Source organism: Pseudoalteromonas sp. APC 3358 (genome assembly GCF_030408075.1).
GTDB lineage: Bacteria > Pseudomonadota > Gammaproteobacteria > Enterobacterales > Alteromonadaceae > Pseudoalteromonas > Pseudoalteromonas arctica.
Map to the genome: position 1 here is coordinate 490,492 of NZ_JASDCE010000002.1, position 20,003 is coordinate 510,494.

Annotated in this window: 21 protein-coding genes; 18 read left to right on the forward strand and 3 right to left on the reverse strand. The window is 39.5% G+C overall.

What is annotated here, in order from left to right; all coding sequences use genetic code 11:
* Positions 1-10: 10 nt before the first annotated feature.
* From QL995_RS04820 to QL995_RS04855, 8 genes are read left to right on the forward strand one after another with little or no spacing between them, the layout of a single operon-like run.
* Entirely contained in the window at positions 11-2,218 is a 2,208-nt protein-coding gene (locus QL995_RS04820; RefSeq protein ID WP_165721591.1) for a chemotaxis protein CheA, read from the forward strand.
* Positions 2,219-2,276: 58 nt separating this feature from the next.
* On the forward strand, positions 2,277-3,443 hold the full coding sequence (locus QL995_RS04825; protein ID WP_290293341.1) for a chemotaxis response regulator protein-glutamate methylesterase: 1,167 nt from the start codon (positions 2,277-2,279) through the stop codon (positions 3,441-3,443).
* Positions 3,436-4,200: a flagellar motor protein gene (locus QL995_RS04830; RefSeq protein WP_007585825.1), complete on the forward strand. Its 765-nt coding sequence runs from the start codon at positions 3,436-3,438 to the stop codon at positions 4,198-4,200. The genes QL995_RS04825 and QL995_RS04830 overlap by 8 nt, the downstream gene beginning before the upstream one ends.
* 1 nt (position 4,201) lies before the next feature.
* Positions 4,202-5,161: a flagellar motor protein MotB gene (locus tag QL995_RS04835; RefSeq protein WP_007585826.1), complete on the forward strand. Its 960-nt coding sequence runs from the start codon at positions 4,202-4,204 to the stop codon at positions 5,159-5,161.
* A gap of 12 nt (positions 5,162-5,173) precedes the next feature.
* Positions 5,174-5,944, forward strand: a complete 771-nt coding sequence (locus QL995_RS04840) for a ParA family protein (RefSeq protein ID WP_007585827.1) — start codon at positions 5,174-5,176, stop codon at positions 5,942-5,944.
* A 3-nt stretch (positions 5,945-5,947) separates the two neighbouring features.
* Complete coding sequence (locus QL995_RS04845; RefSeq protein WP_290293348.1) at positions 5,948-6,742, forward strand: chemotaxis protein CheW; 795 nt, start codon at positions 5,948-5,950, stop codon at positions 6,740-6,742.
* Positions 6,743-6,766: 24 nt separating this feature from the next.
* Positions 6,767-7,264, forward strand: a complete 498-nt coding sequence (locus tag QL995_RS04850; RefSeq protein ID WP_002959294.1) for a chemotaxis protein CheW — start codon at positions 6,767-6,769, stop codon at positions 7,262-7,264.
* A 17-nt stretch (positions 7,265-7,281) separates the two neighbouring features.
* Positions 7,282-7,683 (forward strand): DUF2802 domain-containing protein, encoded by a 402-nt coding sequence (locus tag QL995_RS04855; protein WP_007585829.1) that lies wholly within the window; start codon positions 7,282-7,284, stop codon positions 7,681-7,683.
* A 31-nt stretch (positions 7,684-7,714) separates the two neighbouring features.
* Here QL995_RS04855 and QL995_RS04860 read toward each other — a convergent pair whose 3' ends face one another.
* Both QL995_RS04860 and QL995_RS04865 read right to left on the reverse strand, forming a co-directional pair.
* Positions 7,715-8,023, reverse strand: coding sequence for an EscU/YscU/HrcU family type III secretion system export apparatus switch protein (locus QL995_RS04860; protein WP_024589934.1), 309 nt, complete (start codon positions 8,021-8,023; stop codon positions 7,715-7,717).
* 2 nt (positions 8,024-8,025) lie between these two features.
* A complete protein-coding gene (locus QL995_RS04865; RefSeq protein ID WP_290293354.1) occupies positions 8,026-10,479 on the reverse strand; it encodes a flagellar hook-length control protein FliK in 2,454 nt (817 codons plus the stop codon).
* 113 nt (positions 10,480-10,592) lie between these two features.
* Here QL995_RS04865 and ccmA point away from each other — a divergent pair, with 113 nt between their 5' ends.
* Genes ccmA through QL995_RS04915 form a run of 10 tightly spaced genes read left to right on the forward strand, consistent with a single transcriptional unit; the run spans position 10,593 to position 18,310 of the window.
* Positions 10,593-11,213, forward strand: coding sequence for a cytochrome c biogenesis heme-transporting ATPase CcmA (gene ccmA / locus QL995_RS04870; protein ID WP_096058052.1), 621 nt, complete (start codon positions 10,593-10,595; stop codon positions 11,211-11,213).
* Positions 11,213-11,899 carry a heme exporter protein CcmB gene (gene ccmB, locus QL995_RS04875; RefSeq protein WP_002959286.1) on the forward strand — a complete coding sequence of 229 codons (687 nt, stop codon included), beginning with the start codon at positions 11,213-11,215 and terminating at the stop codon, positions 11,897-11,899. Before ccmA ends, ccmB begins: the two co-directional genes overlap by 1 nt.
* Positions 11,899-12,636, forward strand: coding sequence for a heme ABC transporter permease (locus QL995_RS04880; RefSeq protein ID WP_007585844.1), 738 nt, complete (start codon positions 11,899-11,901; stop codon positions 12,634-12,636). Before ccmB ends, QL995_RS04880 begins: the two co-directional genes overlap by 1 nt.
* Before the next feature lie 2 nt (positions 12,637-12,638).
* Positions 12,639-12,842: a heme exporter protein CcmD gene (gene ccmD / locus QL995_RS04885; protein ID WP_007585846.1), complete on the forward strand. Its 204-nt coding sequence runs from the start codon at positions 12,639-12,641 to the stop codon at positions 12,840-12,842.
* Complete coding sequence (gene ccmE, locus QL995_RS04890; RefSeq protein WP_007585848.1) at positions 12,839-13,318, forward strand: cytochrome c maturation protein CcmE; 480 nt, start codon at positions 12,839-12,841, stop codon at positions 13,316-13,318. Before ccmD ends, ccmE begins: the two co-directional genes overlap by 4 nt.
* A 2-nt stretch (positions 13,319-13,320) precedes the next feature.
* Entirely contained in the window at positions 13,321-15,291 is a 1,971-nt protein-coding gene (locus QL995_RS04895) for a heme lyase CcmF/NrfE family subunit (protein ID WP_024589932.1), read from the forward strand.
* A complete protein-coding gene (locus QL995_RS04900; protein WP_024589931.1) occupies positions 15,288-15,857 on the forward strand; it encodes a redoxin family protein in 570 nt (189 codons plus the stop codon). The genes QL995_RS04895 and QL995_RS04900 overlap by 4 nt, the downstream gene beginning before the upstream one ends.
* Entirely contained in the window at positions 15,857-16,318 is a 462-nt protein-coding gene (locus QL995_RS04905) for a cytochrome c-type biogenesis protein (RefSeq protein ID WP_007585854.1), read from the forward strand. The genes QL995_RS04900 and QL995_RS04905 overlap by 1 nt, the downstream gene beginning before the upstream one ends.
* Positions 16,319-17,569, forward strand: coding sequence for a c-type cytochrome biogenesis protein CcmI (gene ccmI, locus QL995_RS04910; protein ID WP_024606197.1), 1,251 nt, complete (start codon positions 16,319-16,321; stop codon positions 17,567-17,569).
* Between the two features lie 9 nt (positions 17,570-17,578).
* The gene (locus QL995_RS04915) at positions 17,579-18,310 is read left to right on the forward strand and encodes a VacJ family lipoprotein (RefSeq protein ID WP_007585858.1); all 732 of its coding nucleotides are present in this window, start codon (positions 17,579-17,581) and stop codon (positions 18,308-18,310) included.
* Between the two features lie 234 nt (positions 18,311-18,544).
* Here the strand turns inward: QL995_RS04915 and QL995_RS04920 are convergent, their stop codons facing one another.
* A complete protein-coding gene (locus QL995_RS04920; RefSeq protein ID WP_101163320.1) occupies positions 18,545-19,771 on the reverse strand; it encodes an HDOD domain-containing protein in 1,227 nt (408 codons plus the stop codon).
* Positions 19,772-20,003: the final 232 nt, after the last annotated feature.

A 20,003-nucleotide genomic window follows, 5' to 3' on the forward strand; every position in this document is an offset into this window, starting at 1 on the left:
GAGTAACTGCATGTTTGAAGTCGATGAAGATATTTTACAAGACTTTCTTGTAGAGGCAGGAGAAATCCTAGAGCTTTTATCTGAACAGTTAGTTGAACTGGAAAATAATCCAGAAGATACCGAGTTACTAAATGCCATATTTAGAGGCTTTCACACTGTAAAAGGTGGTGCAGGCTTTTTAGCTATGACAGAACTTGTTGATGCTTGCCACGGCGCTGAAAACGTATTTGATTTACTACGTCAAGGCGTGCGAACGGTCAATTCAGAGTTAATGGATGTTATTTTACAAGCGCTCGACACCATTAATGAAATGTTCGCGACTATCCAAAATAGGGATAAGCCAGAACCAGCAGATCCTGAGTTACTTCAAACCCTCCACATTTTGGGCCTACCTCCAACAGAAGCCGAGCTTAACGGAGTCGCTTCAGAAACTGACGTTGAACAACCTCTTGATGAAGTAGTTGATACGCCAATAGCTGATGAGGAAGATCCATTTGCATTTGATGAAATGTTTAGCGGAACTCCTTCGGTTAGTGATGCTGAAATAAACGAAATCACTGAAGATGAATTTGAAAACTTACTTGATGAACTACACGGTAAAGGACAAGGTCCTGCAGTTGAAAAGCCAGTAGCAAGCAGTAGTGATTTTAATGGTGATATTACTGATGATGAATTTGACAGCTTATTAGACGAGTTACATGGAGTTGGCAGTTTTGGTGAGGTTGCGAGTAAAGCACCTGAGCAAAGTAGTGTAGTTAAAGCACCTGTAGAACCAGCTAAACCAGCGTCAAATACTGCTAATTCATCAGATGATGAAATTAGTGATGATGAATTTGAAGCGCTTCTTGATGAACTTCATGGTAAAGGCACTGCACCTAAATCAATAGAAAGCACTCCAGCTGTGAAACAGCCCAATATCCCAGCTAAACCAGCTGCAAAAGCGAGTGTGCCTGTAAAAAAACCAGAACCTGTAAAAGCACCCGCTTCTAAACCGGTAGAAAAACCGGTTGCTAAAGCAGCGCCAGCAACGCCTAAAAAATCAGCGCCACCAGCAGCAGAGACGACAGTTCGCGTAGATACAAAACGACTTGACCAAATTATGAATATGGTTGGTGAGTTAGTACTTGTGCGAAATCGTTTGGTTAGTTTAGCGACCAATTCAGACAGTGAAGCAATGGGTAAAGCAATCTCTAACTTAGATGTAGTGACTGCTGATATTCAAGGCGCGGTTATGCAAACGCGAATGCAACCAATTAAAAAGGTATTTGGTCGTTTCCCTCGCGTAGTACGCGATTTAGCACGCAGCTTAAACAAAGACATTGACTTACAACTTGTAGGTGAAGAAACCGATTTAGATAAAAACTTAGTGGAAGCACTAGCCGATCCGCTTGTGCATTTAGTTCGAAACTCAGTTGACCACGGTATTGAAATGCCAGCTGTTCGTGAGGCTGCCGGTAAGCCTAGAACAGGTAATGTTACTTTATCAGCGTCTCAGGAAGGCGACCATATTTTGTTGACCATTAAAGATGATGGCGCTGGTATGGATGCTGAGAAACTGAAAAAAATAGCAATTAGTAAAGGCGTGCTCGATCACGATCAAGCGAGTCGACTTTCTGACACTGAAGCATACAACCTAATTTTTGCACCTGGCTTTTCTACAAAAGAAGAGATATCTGATATTTCAGGTCGTGGTGTTGGGATGGATGTGGTGAAAACTAAAATCACCCAATTAAACGGCTCTGTAAGTATTCAATCTGAGTTAGGTGTAGGTACTATTTTAGAGATAAAAGTACCACTTACCTTAGCCATATTACCGACCTTGATGGTAATTGTTGGCGCACAAACATTTGCGTTACCACTTGCTGGTGTTAGTGAAATATTCAACTTAGATTTAACGAAAACAAATGTGGTTGATGGGCAATTAACAATTATTGTCCGTAAGAAGGCAATACCGTTATTCTACCTCGAGCACTGGTTAGTTAAAGGCTCAGATCGCTCACAGCGAAAAGCAAAAGGCCATGTAGTTATTGTGCAAATTGGTACGCAGCAAATTGGTTTTGTTGTTGACTCATTAATTGGCCAAGAAGAAGTTGTAATTAAGCCGCTTGATGCGTTACTTCAAGGAACACCAGGTATGGCAGGTGCTACAATTACTTCAGATGGTGGCATTGCACTGATTTTAGACGTTCCAAACATGTTAAAACATTACGCAGGCTAATAATAAAGTAGGTATATATTTAATATATACCTACGCATAAATTTAATAAGAGAGCTAAATGGCCGTTAAAGTTTTAGTTGTTGATGATTCAAGCTTTTTTCGCCGCAGGGTAAGCGAAATTCTTGAGCAAGATAGCGACATACAAGTTATAGGCTTTGCTGTGAATGGCAGAGAAGCTGTTGAAAAAGCAGCTCAGCTACGTCCAGATATGATCACTATGGATGTCGAAATGCCTGTGCTTGATGGTATTAGCGCAGTTAAAGAGATAATGGCGAGTAATCCAACCCCGATCTTAATGTTTTCATCACTAACACGTGATGGCGCAACAGCAACGTTTGATGCGCTAGATGCTGGAGCAATGGATTTTTTACCGAAAAAATTTGAAGACATCGCTCGCAATAATGAAGACGCTATAAAGCTTTTACAAAATAAAGTGAAAGATATAGGGCGAAGACGTTTACCGCGAACGTTTAAAGCTGCAACACCACCTAAGCCAGTAATATCAACTAAACCGATAACAAGCTCACTTTCGCAAAGAACAAACACACTAACGCCTTCGATAAAACAACCCGATAGAAGCTTTCAAAGAGCAGCACCTACAATACCGTCAGGTTCAAATGTTGCCTCAATGCGAGCAAGTGGAAAGCAATACCAGCTTGTGGCTATTGGCACTTCTACAGGTGGCCCTGTTGCACTACAAACTATATTAACTCAATTGCCTGCTAATTTTCCTCATCCTATTTTGCTTATTCAGCATATGCCTGCGGCTTTTACACCTGCATTTGCGGCACGTTTAAATGGCCTGTGCCAAATAAAAGTGAAAGAAGCGCAACAAGGTGACCGCTTACAACCAGGAACGGCTTATCTAGCGCCTGGCGGACAGCAGATGATGGTAGAAGGGCGTGGTGCAAATAGAACACTGCGCGTGTTTGAAGATCATAGCGAGAGAATAAGTTATAAACCGAGTGTAGATGTAACGTTTGCCAGTGCAGCAAAAACGTATCAAGGCGATGTGCTTGCTATCGTTTTAACAGGCATGGGCGCTGATGGACGTGACGGTGCAAGAATGTTAAAGCAAACGGGGGCAACTATTTGGGCACAGGATGAGAAAAGCTGTGTTGTTTATGGAATGCCTCAAGCCATTGCTAATGCGGGGCTTTCGAGTGAAAGCTTAGCATTGAGCGATGTTGCAGCACGTATAAAGAGAGAGGTAGGTTGTGGATAAACTCTCAATATTTGGACTATTTGTAGCACTGGGTGCAATAGGTCTAGGTTACTCTTTAGAAGGCGGCGTTGTTTCTGCTTTATTTAATGGTCCTGCCCTTATTATTGTATTAGGCGGCACGCTTGGTGCTGTTATGTTGCAAACATCAGCAAGTACCTTTAAAAAAATGCTAAATATGAGCTCTTGGGTTTTTGTTGCGCCACAATATGATATTGAAGATGCAATAGAACAAGTTAAGCGATGGTCTCATAAGGCACGTCAAGAAGGTTACTTAGCGCTTGAAAATGAAGCGCTAGCTCACCCAGATGCATATGCAGCAAAAGGTTTAAGCTTGCTTGTAGATGGCTGCTCAGAGCAAAAACTACGTGACACGCTTGAAATTGATTTACTGCTAGAACGCGATCGCTTGCTTGAAGCCGCACGTGTTTATGAAGCGATGGGGGGCTACAGTCCTACCATTGGTATTTTAGGTGCTGTGCTTGGTTTAATACAGGCAATGTCGTTTATTACCGATCCACAAATGCTTGGTGCAGGCGTTGCAACGGCATTTATCGCGACTATTTATGGTGTTGGTTTAGCTAATTTATTGTTTTTACCAATGGCAAATAAGTTAAAACAGCGTGTAGAGCAAAAAATGCTTTACCATGAAATGCTTGCCGAAGGCGTGATTGCAATAAGCGTTGGCGAAAGCCCAGTAAATATAGAATTAAAGCTTGAAGCCTACCGTGTAGAGCGTCCTAATTTAGTGGACGAATAACATGCTACGCCGACGACTGCGTCACTCTGCTCCTAAAAGTCAACATACAGAGCGTTGGCTTGTATCGTATGCCGATTACATGACCATTATGTTTGCTTTTTTTGTGGTGCTATATGCGATAGCGATCAACAAAGAAGAACAATTTCAAATATTGTCAGACTCCCTTGAACACGTTTTTGATAAATCTGCCCGCCAGCACTCCCAGCAAGGTGAGGGCGTCAATGGTAATGGAATATTGACTGATAGAGTGACGCCTGAACAAGAAGTTCTTTATGGTGAAAGTATTTTAAAAGAAGAACAAGGACCAGAGTTACTCGACGGTCAAAGTGATACAAGTAACATACAACAAAAATATTTAGGAAAACCACTCGATAGCTTACTTGCTAAGCTGCAGTCAGCGCTTATTGATGAAATTCGTGATGGAGAAGCCAGTTTAGAGCTTAATCAAGATTGGCTGATTATAGAGCTAAGCTCAGGTATGTTATTTTCAAGTGGTAGCTCAGTTGCACACTCTAGGGCAAAGCAAGTCGTCAAAATTGTTAAAGATATTATTGCTCCAGTAGATAACTATATTAGGGTGCGTGGCTATACTGATGATGAAAGTATTCGCAATGAAATATTTCGCTCAAATTGGGAACTCTCGGTTGCTAGAGCAACATCTATTTTAGTAGAGCTGGAAGCATTAGGTATTAATTCTGCCAGAATGGCGATAGAAGGTTATGGTCAATATTCACCTTTTGTAAGTAACGATACAGAACAAGGGCGAGCAGAAAATCGTAAAGTTGTTATTGCACTTTCTAAGTATGGTTTACCACCAATACAAGACATTAAAGGTGATGAACAAGCCGTCAAGCCAGTAGCGGAAGAGCCTGAAATTGAGCTTCCTTCAGATGACGATACAATAAAAATAATTCGTTTGCCTCATGGTGGTATTCGCATAACAACGCGCAATGAACAGTAATTAGGATGTAATGTGAAGATTTGGACTGTCGCAAATCAAAAAGGTGGTGTTGGTAAAACAACAACAGCAGTGAGCCTTGCTGGTATTTTAGCTTTGCAGGGTAAGCGTGTGTTGCTTATTGATACAGATCCTCATGCATCACTCACTTATTACTTTGGCATTGACTCAGAAGATTTGGAAGTCAGCGTATATGATATTTTTGCGCGTGGCACGAGCATGCAAAGTGAAGAGATACTTCAAGCTTTATGCCCATCAACACTTGAAAACCTAGATATTTTACCCGCAACAATGGCGATAGCCACGCTTGATAGAAGCATGGGTAATAAAACAGGTATGGGATTAATACTAAAAAAAGCGCTTGCAAAAATCAGTGAACATTACGATTATGCCATTTTAGATTGCCCCCCAGTTTTAGGGGTGTTAATGGTTAATGCGCTTGCAGCAAGTGAGCGAATTTTAGTGCCAGTGCAAACGGAATTTTTAGCACTGAAAGGGCTTGATAGAATGATGCGCACTATGGAATTAATGCAAACCTCTCAAGCGAAAGATTATCAATATACTATAATCCCTACTATGTATGATAAACGTACTAAAGCATCGTTAGAAGCATATAAAACACTTCAAAGTACGTATGGTGATAAAGTCTGGCCAGGTGTGATACCGGTAGATACTAAATTTAGAGATGCAAGCTTTGCGCAAAAAGTGCCTGTAGAGTATTGTCCTCGTTCGCGTGGTGTATACGCATATAAAGCACTGCTAGAATATTTAATTGAACAAGGTTAATGAATGAGTAAGCAATTATTTGCTAATGAAAAAGTAATGAAACAATACCTAGGGGCTTTGTTATGTGAAGACGAGCCTGTAGATAACCTTGAGCCAGTCGCAAAATTACTTGAGCAAATGCCACACGACTCGCAGCAAGAACATATTCATTTAAAACCAAAAGAACAGATAAAAGCGGCAGAAAAAATATTTGATCAAGACTTACTTAATCCTGAAATTAAGCCAATAGTTGAACCGATATTTGAAGCCGCAAAAGTTAATAAAGTCATTGACGATGAAGTAATAGAGCCGATAAGTACGACTACAGAAGAACCAGAACCACAGATTATAACCACTAGCCAATCTGACTATTTTGATGGTGAATTTCAGGCATTATTTTTTGAAGTTGCTGGTTTAACATTGGCTGTGCCATTAAAAGCATTAGGCGGTATACATCAATTAGGTGAAGTAAATCATTTATTTGGTAAGCCAAAGTGGTTTAAAGGCGTTATGCTCAACAGAGAAGAAAAGCTTAATGTTGTTGATACTGCTCGTTGGGTAATGCCAGAAAAGTATGATGATAAATTAGAGGCGTCTTTAGATTATCAGTATTTAATTACCTTAGGTGATAGCCAGTGGGGCTTATTAGCTGAAAAGTTGATAAATAACATTACATTGAGTAAAGAAGATGTAAAATGGCGTACAAATAAAAGTAAGCGCCCATGGCTTGCTGGTGTTATAAAAGAAAAAATGTGTGCTTTAATAGATGTAGATAATTTAAATATATTATTAGAGAAAGGCTTAGATAGCCGTCAGTAGTAATGACCATTACGGGGTAATAGCATGAATCAAGATAAATTACTGTCAGCAAATAAAAACGCAGATAATAATGATGAAATTTTACAGTGGGTTACGTTTAAGCTAGAGGAAGAAACCTACGGCGTAAATGTAATGCAAGTACAAGAAATACTTCGTTATACAGAGATAGCCCCTGTACCAGGTGCACCTTCTTACGTTATTGGTATTATTAACTTACGCGGTAACGTTGTAACTGTTATTGATACTCGTGCACGTTTTGGTTTGTTAGCTGCTGATGCAACCGATAATTCTCGTATATTAATTATTGAAGCTGAAGAGCAAGTTATCGGCATTTTAGCCGACAGCGTATCTGAAGTCGTTTATTTACGCAGCTCTGAGATCGATAGTGCACCAAATGTTGGTACTGAAGAAAGTGCTAAGTTTATTCAAGGCGTTTGTAATCGTGATAATGAGCTACTGATTTTAGTCGATTTAAACAAGTTACTCAGCGATGATGAATGGGATGAGTTAAGCGATATATAAGCTTTACCAAATAAATTATGCTGTTACTTAGTATAGCTATATCAGCGTTAGCGGTAGGACTTATATCGCTGGCGCTAATAATTGCATTAAAAAACAAACAAGTGAATGAAATTAATGCTGTATTACAGCAGCTTAAAGATAGCTCAGAGCAAACTCATATTTTGCGAAGTGAAATTTCAGAGCTTAGAACAGGGCTTTTAAGTATTGGTAAGCGAGTGCTTGAGGTTGAGCAACAAAATCAAGATTTAATACAACAACAAGCTGCGCAGAAATACGATGACCCTGATGCTAAAATTTACTCCCGTGCAGTAAAAATGGTTGAGTTAGGTGCGGACCTCGATGAGGTGATACGCGAATGCGAATTACCGCGAGCAGAAGCCGAATTACTATTTTCACTACATAAACAAAAAGGCGCTTAGCGCCTTTTTAGTTATAAGCGTGTAAATAATCTCACGCTTTAATATTTAACTTACCTTGAAAGTCTTGCCAGCCTGGCGGAAATTGACCTCTTAATACATACGAAAACGCAATAAGCTCTGCAATTACATAATAAAGCTCTTTAGGGATTTCTTCCCCTAAGCTTAAATGCGACAACGTTTTAGCAAGCGCTGCATCTTCGTGGATCATAATTCCTTTTAATTTTGCCGCTGCAATTATTTCGTCAGCTAACTCACCAAACCCTTTTACGCTTACAGTGGGGGTGTTGCCAGCTTCGTATAAAAGCCCAATGGCTGACTTATTAATAGGTGTATCACTCATTACTAAACCTTAATATTAATAATTGCATGAGATTTATAAAATGCCTGATTATTTGCATCGCCTCGCTTTAAGTTGAGCTCTCCAACCTGTAAACCATGCTTAGCTAGTTTGGATCTTAAATTATCTAAGTGAGGGTGAGCAATTGCGCTTACTTCTTGGCTTGAGGCTAATAGCTGGCAATCGAGTGCTTTATCCATTAACTCAGCGGTAATCTGTAACTGCCCAATCTGTGCATAATCAAAGTTTAACCTGACAAACCATACATTTTTATCTTCTAATTTATCTGCGCTTGGCTTTTTATACTGCCCCAATGTTATTTCTGTTTGGGCGGCCTCAGGCGGCAATTTCATTGGTAATAAAAATTGTGCAAGCGGGTTTGTGTCTGGTTGTTGATTTGGTGTTGAAACACTTACTTGGGTAAGTGTGTTTTTAACTTGTACGATTTCGCTAGCCAATGCTTGAACTTGAGCTTGCTGCAGTTGCTCAAGTATTTTTGCTCCCGCGTTTCCTGTTTTAAAAGTAGGTATGAGTACTTGTAAAAGTGCATCTAAGCCAGTTTGGTTATTAAAGTTTATCGGTGTTACTGATTGGCTAATTATAGGGGCTGCTAAAATACTCACTGCAACTTGTTCAAGTCCTTTAGTGAAGCTACTTTGTAGTATATCACCCGTTAATTGAGATGGTTGTAAGGTGGCTAATACTTCACGCCGTATGGTCGCAGGGTTAATATTATTACTTGAGACCATGCGATTAAATGCTTGGTTAATTAAGCGAGTTAAATCGGGCGTTTCTTTTGTTGCTCTATTTGTAATGTCAGTAATTTGACTACTTAAAAGCTGTTTGTTACCAGCTACTCTATCCGTAGGGATTGTGGTATCAGGAAGCTTTAATAGTGTGCTTAATAGCTTTGCTTCTATTGGTTGTAGCATTTGACTACGAGAGGCAATATTAGATAACGGCTCTGCTAATGGGAGCATGTTTTTAATCGAGGCTGAGTTTGCACTGTTTTGATTGTTGCCGTTTATTACTGGTTGCACTGAAGAGGTTATTTGCCCTTTAGTAACAATTTCACTTGTAGGCTTAATTAACGTATCAACTTTACTGTTAGTACTAATATTCAGAGCACTCAATTGACTCGCGTTTAAATTACTTGGCTTAGCGCTCGCCACTCCATTTTGAGTAATATTATTTGGCGTTGGCGTGTTAGCTGTTGTTATATTTGTAGATGATTGCCAAACACTAACACTTCCTTTTATTTGCTGAGTTAATTGTACAAGTGGCGGAAGTCTTGAAAAGTGCTCTGGTAAAGTATTGCTCGTATTACTATTTAACGCAGTACTTACATTTTGGGTAATGTTAACTCTATTTAACGGTGATACTGTTAATTGCATAACTAAGCTCGGCCTTTGTATCGCAGATGATCCAGACGGCGGCATTAACTCAGATTTATTTGCTGCTGCAAAGGGCTTACTTTCAAAGTATTTAACTGCATCATTAATTCGCGTTTTTAAATCACTAAAGCTATTTTGTAGCCACGACTTTATTGGGCTATCAGGTGTAAGCAGTGGGCTTGCTTTAATAGTGGACGCAGAAAAATGTATTTCAGGGACACTGCTTTTTTGAGCTAAAAGTAACTCGTTAAACGGTTTAGAAAATGAGTTATTAAGCGTTACTTTTATATTATTAGTATCGGTTTTAATAAGTAATTTATCAGCCTGATTTATTAAATTTACCTTAATGGGGGTGTTGGGTAGCTCACTAACTTGTTGATTAGTAATAGGCGTTGTAAACGAACCTGACTTTTGAGGATGAGTCAAAATAGCTAGTTTAGGTGTTGCTTGAAGTTGCGCACTAGGTAATAAGGCCACGAGTAATTTAGTAAGTTTAGTTTGGCTAAGTGGTTGCGTATGAATTGTATCTGCAAAGCGATTAATAACATTAAGCTGTGCGCCTTTGTTAGTCGTACTAACAACTACTTTTGAAGGCTGCTCAGTTAAAAGTAACTGCGCTACGTCTTTATTTATGGCAATACTGGCGTTAAGTTTATCAATTACTAATTTTGGGGTAGGGGACATAACCACCTGTAAATCCATTGGTTTGCTTTGTACCTCAGTGCCCGTGCTTACATAATTTAATAAACGCTGTAATTGTACTGGTTGATTTAAAGTAAGGGTTGTAGTGTTTGGCGTGATGTTGAGCTGTTTGCCATCGGGACTAAGTTGTATGTTAGCACTGGCTATCTTTTGTAAATTTTGAGGTGCGCTTGTAGTGCCAAGTCTTAATGTTTGCCAATGTTTATCAATAAATACATCAAGCGTAATCGAGTCTTTCGAAAATTGAATGTTTTTAGCCGCAAGTACCTCATTAGGTAATTGCGATAACTCATTGGTTTGAGGGTTTGTCGATTGATTGATAACCAATGAATTAGATAATGTTATTTGCGTTGGCGTATTCATTATTTTAAATCAAGTTTTCTCTATTTTAAGTGAATCGATTTTAAAGCAATATTCGTATTACCCTATCATTATGGTAGACTAACGCCTAATTTTTGGCAGAGAGAATCGTCATCTTGTTACACATTAAGTCCGTCACCTGCATCAAGCAAGATCGTTGTTTGTTTGCGGATCTTAATTTTAGCCTTAATAGCGGTCAAATCATGCAATTAGCGGGTCCTAATGGGGCTGGTAAAACATCGCTATTGCGTATTATCGCAGGCTTTTCTGTGCCTGATGAAGGAGCTGTTTTATTTCAAGAACAGCCTATATCTAAGTATTACGAAGAGTATGCCAGAGAACTACTCTTTATAGGCCACAAAACAGGTGTAAATACTCAGCTTAGTGCAGTTGAAAATGTTCGTCATTGGTTACAAATTAATGGCTACATAAACCAGCCTGACTTGTATCCCATTTTAGCGCAACTTGGCCTTGTTGGACTTGAAGATGTACCGGTTAGAATGTTATCTGCTGGACAACAAAGACGTGTAGCTTTGGTCAGGCTTTGGTTAAGTGATGCTAAATTATGGGTACTTGATGAGCCATTTACCGCGCTTGATAAAAGCGGTGTTGCCTTTTTACAGCAGCGATTTACCGAGCACTTACTAAACGGTGGAGCTATTTTGTTAACGACTCACCAAGACTTAACGACCCATTTTAGTAACTTGCAAACGGTTACACTGGAGTATCGTCACTAATGACTCGTCAACATTCTTATTGGTTGCTATTTAGTGCGGTATTTACCAAAGATGTAAAACTTGCGTTTCGCCAGCGCGCTGAAATTGTAAATCCTATTTTGTTCTTCTTAATTGTAATTTCATTATTTCCGTTAGCAATCGGGCCTGAGCCTGGTTTACTAGCGAGAATGGCACCGGGAATTATTTGGGTTGCCGCATTACTCTCTACCATGTTGGGCTTGGATAAGCTGTTTAGAGATGATTTTAATGATGGCTCATTGGAGCAGTTAATTGCATCGTCTTACCCGTTATCGTTAACCGTACTTGCTAAAGTGGCTGCTCACTGGGTGGTAACAGGTTTACCGCTTGTATTAATGACGCCGCTATTTGCATTGTTGTTAAACCTAGAAAGTACGGCGTTAACAGCGACTGTTTTAACATTATTATTAGGCACTCCACTATTGAGCTTTATTGGCGCAATAGGCGCAGGGCTTACTGTGGGATTACAAAAAGGGGGTATTTTGATGAGTTTACTCGTACTGCCTTTGTATATTCCTGTTTTGATTTTTGCAACGTCGGCTATCGATACCAGCACCATGTCGCTGGATTATAGTGGGCAGCTTGCCATTCTTGGTGCAATGTTACTTATTGCTATTATTAGCGCACCAATTGCCATATCGTCAGCTTTAAAAGTGAGTGTAAGTTAATGTGGAAGTGGTTACATCCCTATGCTAAAGCAGAGCGTGCATACCAGTTATGCAATACGTTACTGCCTTATTTTGCCGTAGTTACTGTAGTTAGTATGATTGTTGGATGGGTATGGGGGCTTGGTTTTGCACCTGCCGATTACCAACAAAAAGACAGCTACCGTATCATCTTTATTCATGTTCCTTCTGCCATTTTGTCTATGGGGGCTTACTCATCAATGGCTATTGCAGCTGTTGTTGCACTTGTATGGCAACTACGAAATGCCGAACTTGCCGTTATTGCTATAGCGCCTGTTGGTGCTTGTATTACAGCTATAGCGCTTATTACTGGCGCTGCATGGGGTAAACCTATGTGGGGTGCTTGGTGGGTATGGGATGCGCGTTTAACGTCTGAACTTATTTTATTATTTTTATATCTTGGCGTGCTTTCGCTTTATCATGCATTTGAAGATAAGAAGTCAGCAGGGCGTGCAGCTTCTATTTTAGCAATTGTTGGCGTAATTAATTTACCTATTATTCATTACTCAGTTGAGTGGTGGAATACGCTACACCAAGGCGCAAGCATTACAAAACTAGACACAAAAGCAATAGACCCAAGTATGTTTTGGCCACTTATGGTTAATATTTTAGCCTTTGCTGCTTTTGTAGGAACAGTGACTTTAATTCGTCTTAAAAATGAAATTTTACAACGCGAAAAGCACCGACCGTGGGTGCGTTTGTTGTTAAATAAGGGGTAATTATGCAGTTTGACTCTTTTTCTGATTTTATTGCAATGGGAGGCTATGGGTTTTATATCTGGCTTTCTTTTGGTACATGCGCTCTTATTTTACTCGGTATTTTAGTGAACTCTTTAAGAGATACCAAACGTATTATGGCTTCAGTTGAGCAACAAATAATACGTGAAGCGCGAATTAAAAAAGCTAAACAGGAACAAGCCTCATGAATCCAAGACGTAAAAAGCGCCTATTGGTAATTATTGCCGTACTGTTTGGTATTGGTGGATCAATTGGTTTAGTGCTTTATGCACTTCAAGAAAATATTAATCTTTTTTATACGCCAAGCGAACTTATTGATGGCAAAGGGCCTAATAAAGAAAAACCATTCATTGGCCAAAAGCTACGTATTGGTGGCATGGTTGTACCAGGCACGGTTGAGCGTAATGAACAGAGCTTACAAGTAAGCTTTAAGCTAATTGATACAGGTCCATTAGTGACCGTGCGTTATCAAGGCATATTGCCAGACTTGTTTCGTGAGGGGCAAGGCATTGTAGCGCAGGGCGTATTAATCGAACCTAATGTTATTGAAGCATTTGAAGTGCTTGCAAAGCATGACGAAGAATATATGCCAGCAGAAGTTGCTGAGGCAGTTAAAGGTATTAAGCACGAAAAACCAAAATACAACTTAGATAGTGGTAATTAGCTATGATCCCAGAAATTGGTTATTTTTCTTTAACGCTTGCCATGGTGCTAAGCGTTTTACTGTGTATTTTTCCTCTTTGGGGCGCGCATACCGGTAATCTTCGATTAATGCGTGCAGCTCCCTCTTTAGCAATTGGGCAATTCGCTTTTGTTTTAATCTCTTTTGCAGCACTTATTTACGCCAGTGTAACGGATGATTTTACCGTATCGTATGTGGCATATCATTCAAGTAGTACGCTACCTTGGTATTACAAAATCACCTCTACATGGGGCGGCCATGAAGGCGCTATTTTACTGTGGTTAGTAATGCAAGCAGGTTGGACTGCCGTTGTCGCTGCGCGTTCTAAATCATTACCTTGGGTACTACGTGCTCGCGTATTGGGCGTACTTGGTTTTTTAGGTGTGGGTTTTATGATGTACACCTTACTACTTTCAAGTCCGTTTGAGCGCCTACTTCCTTATTTCCCTGTTGAAGGGCGTGATTTAAATCCGTTACTTCAAGATCCGGGCATGATTATTCACCCGCCATTACTGTACATGGGTTATGTAGGGCTATCAGTTGCTTTCTCTTTTGCTATTGCTGCGTTGTTAACCGGTAAGCTTGATAACACATGGGCTAAGTGGTCACGTCCGTGGACAATGACTGCATGGGGCTTTTTAACTCTAGGAATCACAATTGGTAGCTGGTGGGCATATTCAGAGCTTGGCTGGGGCGGCTGGTGGTTCTGGGATCCAGTCGAAAACGCATCATTAATGCCATGGCTTGTTGCAACAGCATTACTACACTCATTAAGCGTAACCGAAAAACGTGGTGTATTTAAATCGTGGACCGTACTACTTGCTATCGCAGCATTTTCATTAAGCTTGTTAGGCACCTTTATTGTACGTTCGGGTATTATTGTATCGGTGCATGCTTTTGCAACAGACCCTGATAGAGGCTTATTTATACTCGCCTTTTTAGGCATCGTTGTAGGTGGTGGCTTAGCGTTATATGCACTGCGTGTATCGCAAGTACATAGTGAAGGCCGATACAAGTTTGTATCACGCGAAGTGGCGTTATGGCTCAATAATATATTTTTAGTAGTTGCTACATTAATCGTATTACTGGGTACGTTATTACCTATGGTTCATAAAGAAATGGGCTTGGGTAGTATTTCTATTGGCGAACCATTTTTTAATAAGATGTTTGCAATAATTTTAGTACCATTTGCTATTTTGATGGGGATAGGGCCATTTTTACGCTGGAAGCAAAATAAATGGGCTTTCTTACAAAACAAAATATTAATGGGCGTATTAGCCAGTGTAGTGATTACCTGTGCTTGGTTGTTTTCAAGTTACGATTTAGTAAAACCACTTACGCTACTAGCTACAACACTTGCGGTTTGGATTGCAATATCAACTGGCATCGACATTTACACTAAATCTGCTGTACACGGCACCTTAAAAGAAGGTTTAAAACGCTTAGGTGTAAGTTACTGGGCTATGGTGCTTGGGCATATTGGTATTTCGTTTGTTATTGCGGGTGTAACGCTTACATCTGCGTATTCAGTTGAGCGTGACGTATCGATGAAGCAAGGCGATACAGTTCAGCTTAACGAGTATGAATACCGTTTTGATGGTGTTAAAACTATTCGCGGGCCGAACTACAGTGGTCATGCTGGTGTTGTATCGGTGCTTAAAAACAATGAGCTAGTAACACGCTTACACGCCGAAAAACGTAAGTATGATATTGGTATGCAGTTTATGACCGAGGCGGCCATAGATGCAGGCTTTACACGTGATTTATACTTAGCGTTAGGTGAGCAGTTGAGCCAAGGTGCATGGTCACTTCGCATTTATCATAAACCGTTTGTTCGTTGGATGTGGATTGGTGGTGTGCTTATTTCCCTAGCTGGATTTATGATTTTATTTGATAAACGCTACCGCACATCAGCTAAAACAGCGCGTAGAGCTGCATCGGAGAATGTTTTATGAACCGTAAAATTTTAGCTATTGCGCCGCTTTTAGTATTTGCTTTTGTATGTGTATTTTTATACCAAGGCCTTTTTGCTAATCCTCGTGAAATTCAAACCGGTCGGTTAGGTCAAGAAATGCCAGCATTTAATCTACCTGATTTAATGCAAGACAATAAGCCGTGGACCAACGAGTCTTTAAAAGGCGAAGTTTACTTACTAAATGTATGGGGTACTTGGTGCCCAACATGTTTAGTTGAACTTGGTTATTTAACTAAGTTACGTGAGCAAGGCGTTAAAATTATTGGGCTTTATTACGTACAAGGTTACGACGCCGACTTTGATGGCCCGTTTGATATGCAATCACTTCGCAGTGAAGTGAGCGATATGCTGCAACGTGCGGGTGACCCATATCAATTTAATATCTTGGATTTACATCGTACTTTGTCGTTGGATTTAGGTGTTTCGGGTGCGCCTGAAACATTTTTAGTCGATAAAAACGGCACTATTTTGTTGCATCACACGGGCGATATAAACCCGCGAGTATGGCGAGCTAAATTTGCGCCAATTATGCAGGAGCTTAAATAATGAAATGGTTACTACTTACGCTTAGCCTTTTTGTAAGCATCAGTGCGTTTGCAGAGCAAGATCGCTATCAATTTGATAACAACAAACAAGCGATATTGTTTGAAGAGCTAACTAAAGAGCTGCGCTGTCCTAAGTGTCAAAATCAAAACATTGCGGACTCTGACGCTGTTGTTGCTAAAGACTTGCGCGATAAAGTGCTCGTATTGGTTAAAGAAGGTAAGAGCAAAGACGAAGTGATTGATTACATGATTGACCGCTTTGGCTATTTTGTTCATTACGACCCACCAGTTACACCAGCGACTTTAGTACTTTGGGTATTACCTGTATTAATTGTCATAGTCGGCTTTGGTTTTATTGTTATTCGCCAGCGAAAAGCATCAGTAAAACAAACGTGGAGCAGTGACGACGAAATGTTGTTAGCTAAGCTAATTGAACAAAATAAACGTCAGGAGCAAAGTTAAATGATTTTAATGTGGGCGTGTTTTGCTTTACTCACACTGGTTGCTCTTGGGTTTGTGATGTTGCCTTTTTTAAAAAAAGAGCGCGTTCAAACAATTACTCATAACGCCAATGCTGAGCTAATTAGCATTTATGAGCAGCGTTTAGTTGATTTACAAACCGATTTAGATAATCAGCGTATTGATACCGTAAATCATGCAGAATCAATTATTGAATTAAAACGCCGTTTATTGAATGAGTTATCACCAGAAAAATCACTAAACAGCAAAGGTAATAATCGTATTTTTGCTTTAACTGGTGGCGCATTTGTTCTTGCTCTAACAGGTGTTTTTTATGGTTTAACGGGTAGTCAGCAGCAAATTTCGGCTTGGCATGATGCAATGGATAATTTAGCTGATTACGGCGAGCGTGCTGTAATGCAAAAAGGTGAGCCGCTTAGCCAAAATGAGCTGCAGGCTTTTGCATTGGCACTTCGTACAAAGCTTAGCCGCTCAGGTGATGATGAAGTTGCTTGGATGCTACTTGGACGAGTTGCTATGTCGCTTAATGAATTTGACATGGCGCAGCAGTCATTTGATAAAGCACTACGTATGAATCCTGATAATATGCAGGTACTTATTAGTTATAGCCAAGTTTTATTATTAGAAGGCAGCGAAGCTAATATGACCCGTGCGGCAGGTATGCTCTCAAAAGTACTAAAAGTTGAGCCTACCAATTTAGATGCAATTTCGTTATTAGCACTCATTGCTTATGAACGTAAAGATTGGCCTCAAGCCAAAGCTGCATTTGAAGTTTTACTTGCGAGTATGGAAAAAAATGATTCTCGTTATAGTATGATCTCTGAGCGTATCGCTGATATAGAGAAGCAAATGCAAACGGATGGCTCTGTTATGCCAGTTACTACAACGGGTGCTATTGCAGTTACAGTCGACATTGCAAAAGAGCTTATAGATAAACAGCCAAAAGACGGTATCTTGTTTATATTTGCAAAAGCAGCAAGTGGTTCGCCAATGCCATTAGCTGCTGTTAAACTCGCTAAATATTCATTTCCAATTACAGTTGAGTTGAGTGATAGTAGTGCAATGGTTGCAGGACTTAACTTATCTAGTGCAGAAAATATTATTATTTCGGCGCGTATTTCTATAGATGACTCGGTTATGCCAAGTTCTGGTGAGCTAGAAGGTCATTCAGAGTCGTTAAAGCGTGAAAGTGTAAGTGACTACCAACTTCAAATTGATACATTAATACCTTAAGGACGTTAGATGTTAAAACACAGTTTTACTTTTTTATGTTTATTGATACTAGCCGGGTGTGCTCAAGTACCACAAAGCAAAGTAGATGACAGAGATCCGCTGCAAAGTATTAATCGTCCGTTATACGACTTTAATATGGATGTACTGGATGCTTATTTATTGCGCCCAGTTGCTGTAGGTTATGTTGAAGTAACGCCTGTACCGGTAAGAAACGGTATTGTTAATTTTACAGGTAATATTACAGCACCTGTCGATATGATTAATGCGGGTTTGCAAGGTAAGCCGGGTAATGCAAGTGTGAGCTTAGCGCGTTTTTTAGTTAACTCTACGGTTGGTATTTTTGGTATTTTTGATGTTGCCAGCTCACTTGGTCTTGAAATTGTAGATGAAGACTTTGGACAAACGTTAGGTGTATGGGGCGTGGGTGATGGCGCTTATTTAATGCTACCTGGCATGGGTCCTACAACAGCACGTAACCTGACCGGTGATGTAGTCGACAACTTTGTATTGCCTGAAGTTGCGCTAACGACTCCACAAACTATTCTAGTGTTTGTTTTAAAAGCGGTAGAAGCTCGTGCATCATTAATACCTCAAGAAGGGCTATTAAATGATTCACTTGATCCGTACTTATTTGTAAAAGATATCTACTTTCAGCGTCAAATTTATGAGCTGTACGATGGCAACCCACCTATAAAAGAAGAGCCAGCTGATTTTGATGAAGACTTTTTAGAAAGTTTATAATTGAAAAGCCACTCATAAAAACGCCAGCTAAATGCTGGCGTTTTTATTTGCTGTTTATATATTTAACCTGAACTCTGGATAATAAATCTATCTCGAGCAGCTATTTTCAGCGCTAACTACGTTGAATTTACTTGCAATAGGCCAACTATTGACGCGTAAGTTCGCCTTGTTTTCACTGAAAATCTCTGGCTAGAGAAAAATAAATTTAAATATCTGAACCAGAGTTCAGGTAGTTTATTTTTCGTTCACTACTAACTGCATTTGTTCATTAACCCAAGCTAGCGCTTCATGATAGGCATCGGGAACTTTTTCTCCTAGGTTTAGCTCTTTCGTTAGTTCGTTTGCATCTGACCAGTTTGCTTGCTCGTAGTATTTAACTAAGTTTAAATATTTTGCTAGCAAGCCTTCATCGTTTAATAGCGCTGCTTTTATATCATTAGAAAGTGGAAGCTTTTTCATGACGCTTTCCATACTCTCATCTAAAATAGCATCCATTAGCGACATCATACCGGTTAAAAATGCCATGCCGGTATCTTTAAACTGCCCATGGGATATAGCGAGCAATTCAGCAAATCGAGCGCGCGTAAGCGATAGCCTAATTAGCTCTACAGGTTTGTCTGCTGATACTTGTGCTGCAAACAGTAGAGACAATAGCTTTTTAATTTCGTTGGCGCCAAGCACTATAAGAGCTTGCTTAATGGTACTTATTTCTGCGCGTCTTGCAAATGCGGCAGAATTTGAATACCTAAGTAATTTATAAGATAGGTTTACATCACGTTCAAACACATCAGTGATTTTCTTAAGATCCATATCAACACTTGATGTTTCGTAAAGTAATTCAGCTAATGCCATTTCTGAAGGTGGTAGAGCCTTACTTTGTACCATTTCAGGTTTTGAGAAGAAAAATCCTTGGAAATAATCAAACCCAAGCTCTAAAGCTTGTTGGTAAATTTCATAGGTTTCTACTTTTTCGGCAAGTAACTTAATATGTGAGTGCGGTTTTAAATCGTTTAGAACCGTTTTTATTGTATCTATATCGGATGCTAAAAAGTCTATTTTAATAATATCAATAAATGGGTAAAAATGACGCCATACAGGTTGATGAATATAGTCATCAAGAGCAATAGTGTAACCTTTATCTTTTAAATCTTTAACAATAGCTAATAAACGCTTACCAGGCTGGATAGTTTCAAGTATTTCTACAACTATAGTGTCTTTACCTAGTAGTGTAGGGTAACCCTTTGATAGTGTTTCTAGGGTGAAGTTTATATAGGCAGGTTTATTGTCAGTTAAATCTTCTAAACCAAAATTAAACTGGCTACCCTCTATAAGTCGTGTTGTTGCTTCGTCACCATCTATATCGGGAAATACGTTATCAACGCCATCACGAAATAAAAGCTCATAACCGATAAGTTTTTTATCTCTATCTAAAATCGGTTGACGTGCAGCGTAAAAATACATAAACAGTTCCGTAAGAGTGATGTAATTGGGTATTGTAATAATATATGGCAAAAGATTCAAAATAGCATTACGTATATTTGCATGATTAATAAATTATCATTATAAATTAAGGTGTTTCTTCTATTTAATTTATTATATTTTACCAATTCGCTTTAAAATTATTCAACATGAGTATTTTTGTATCAGCTGGAAGCAACAAGTTGGAGATTTTATTGTTAGGCATGATATAGTC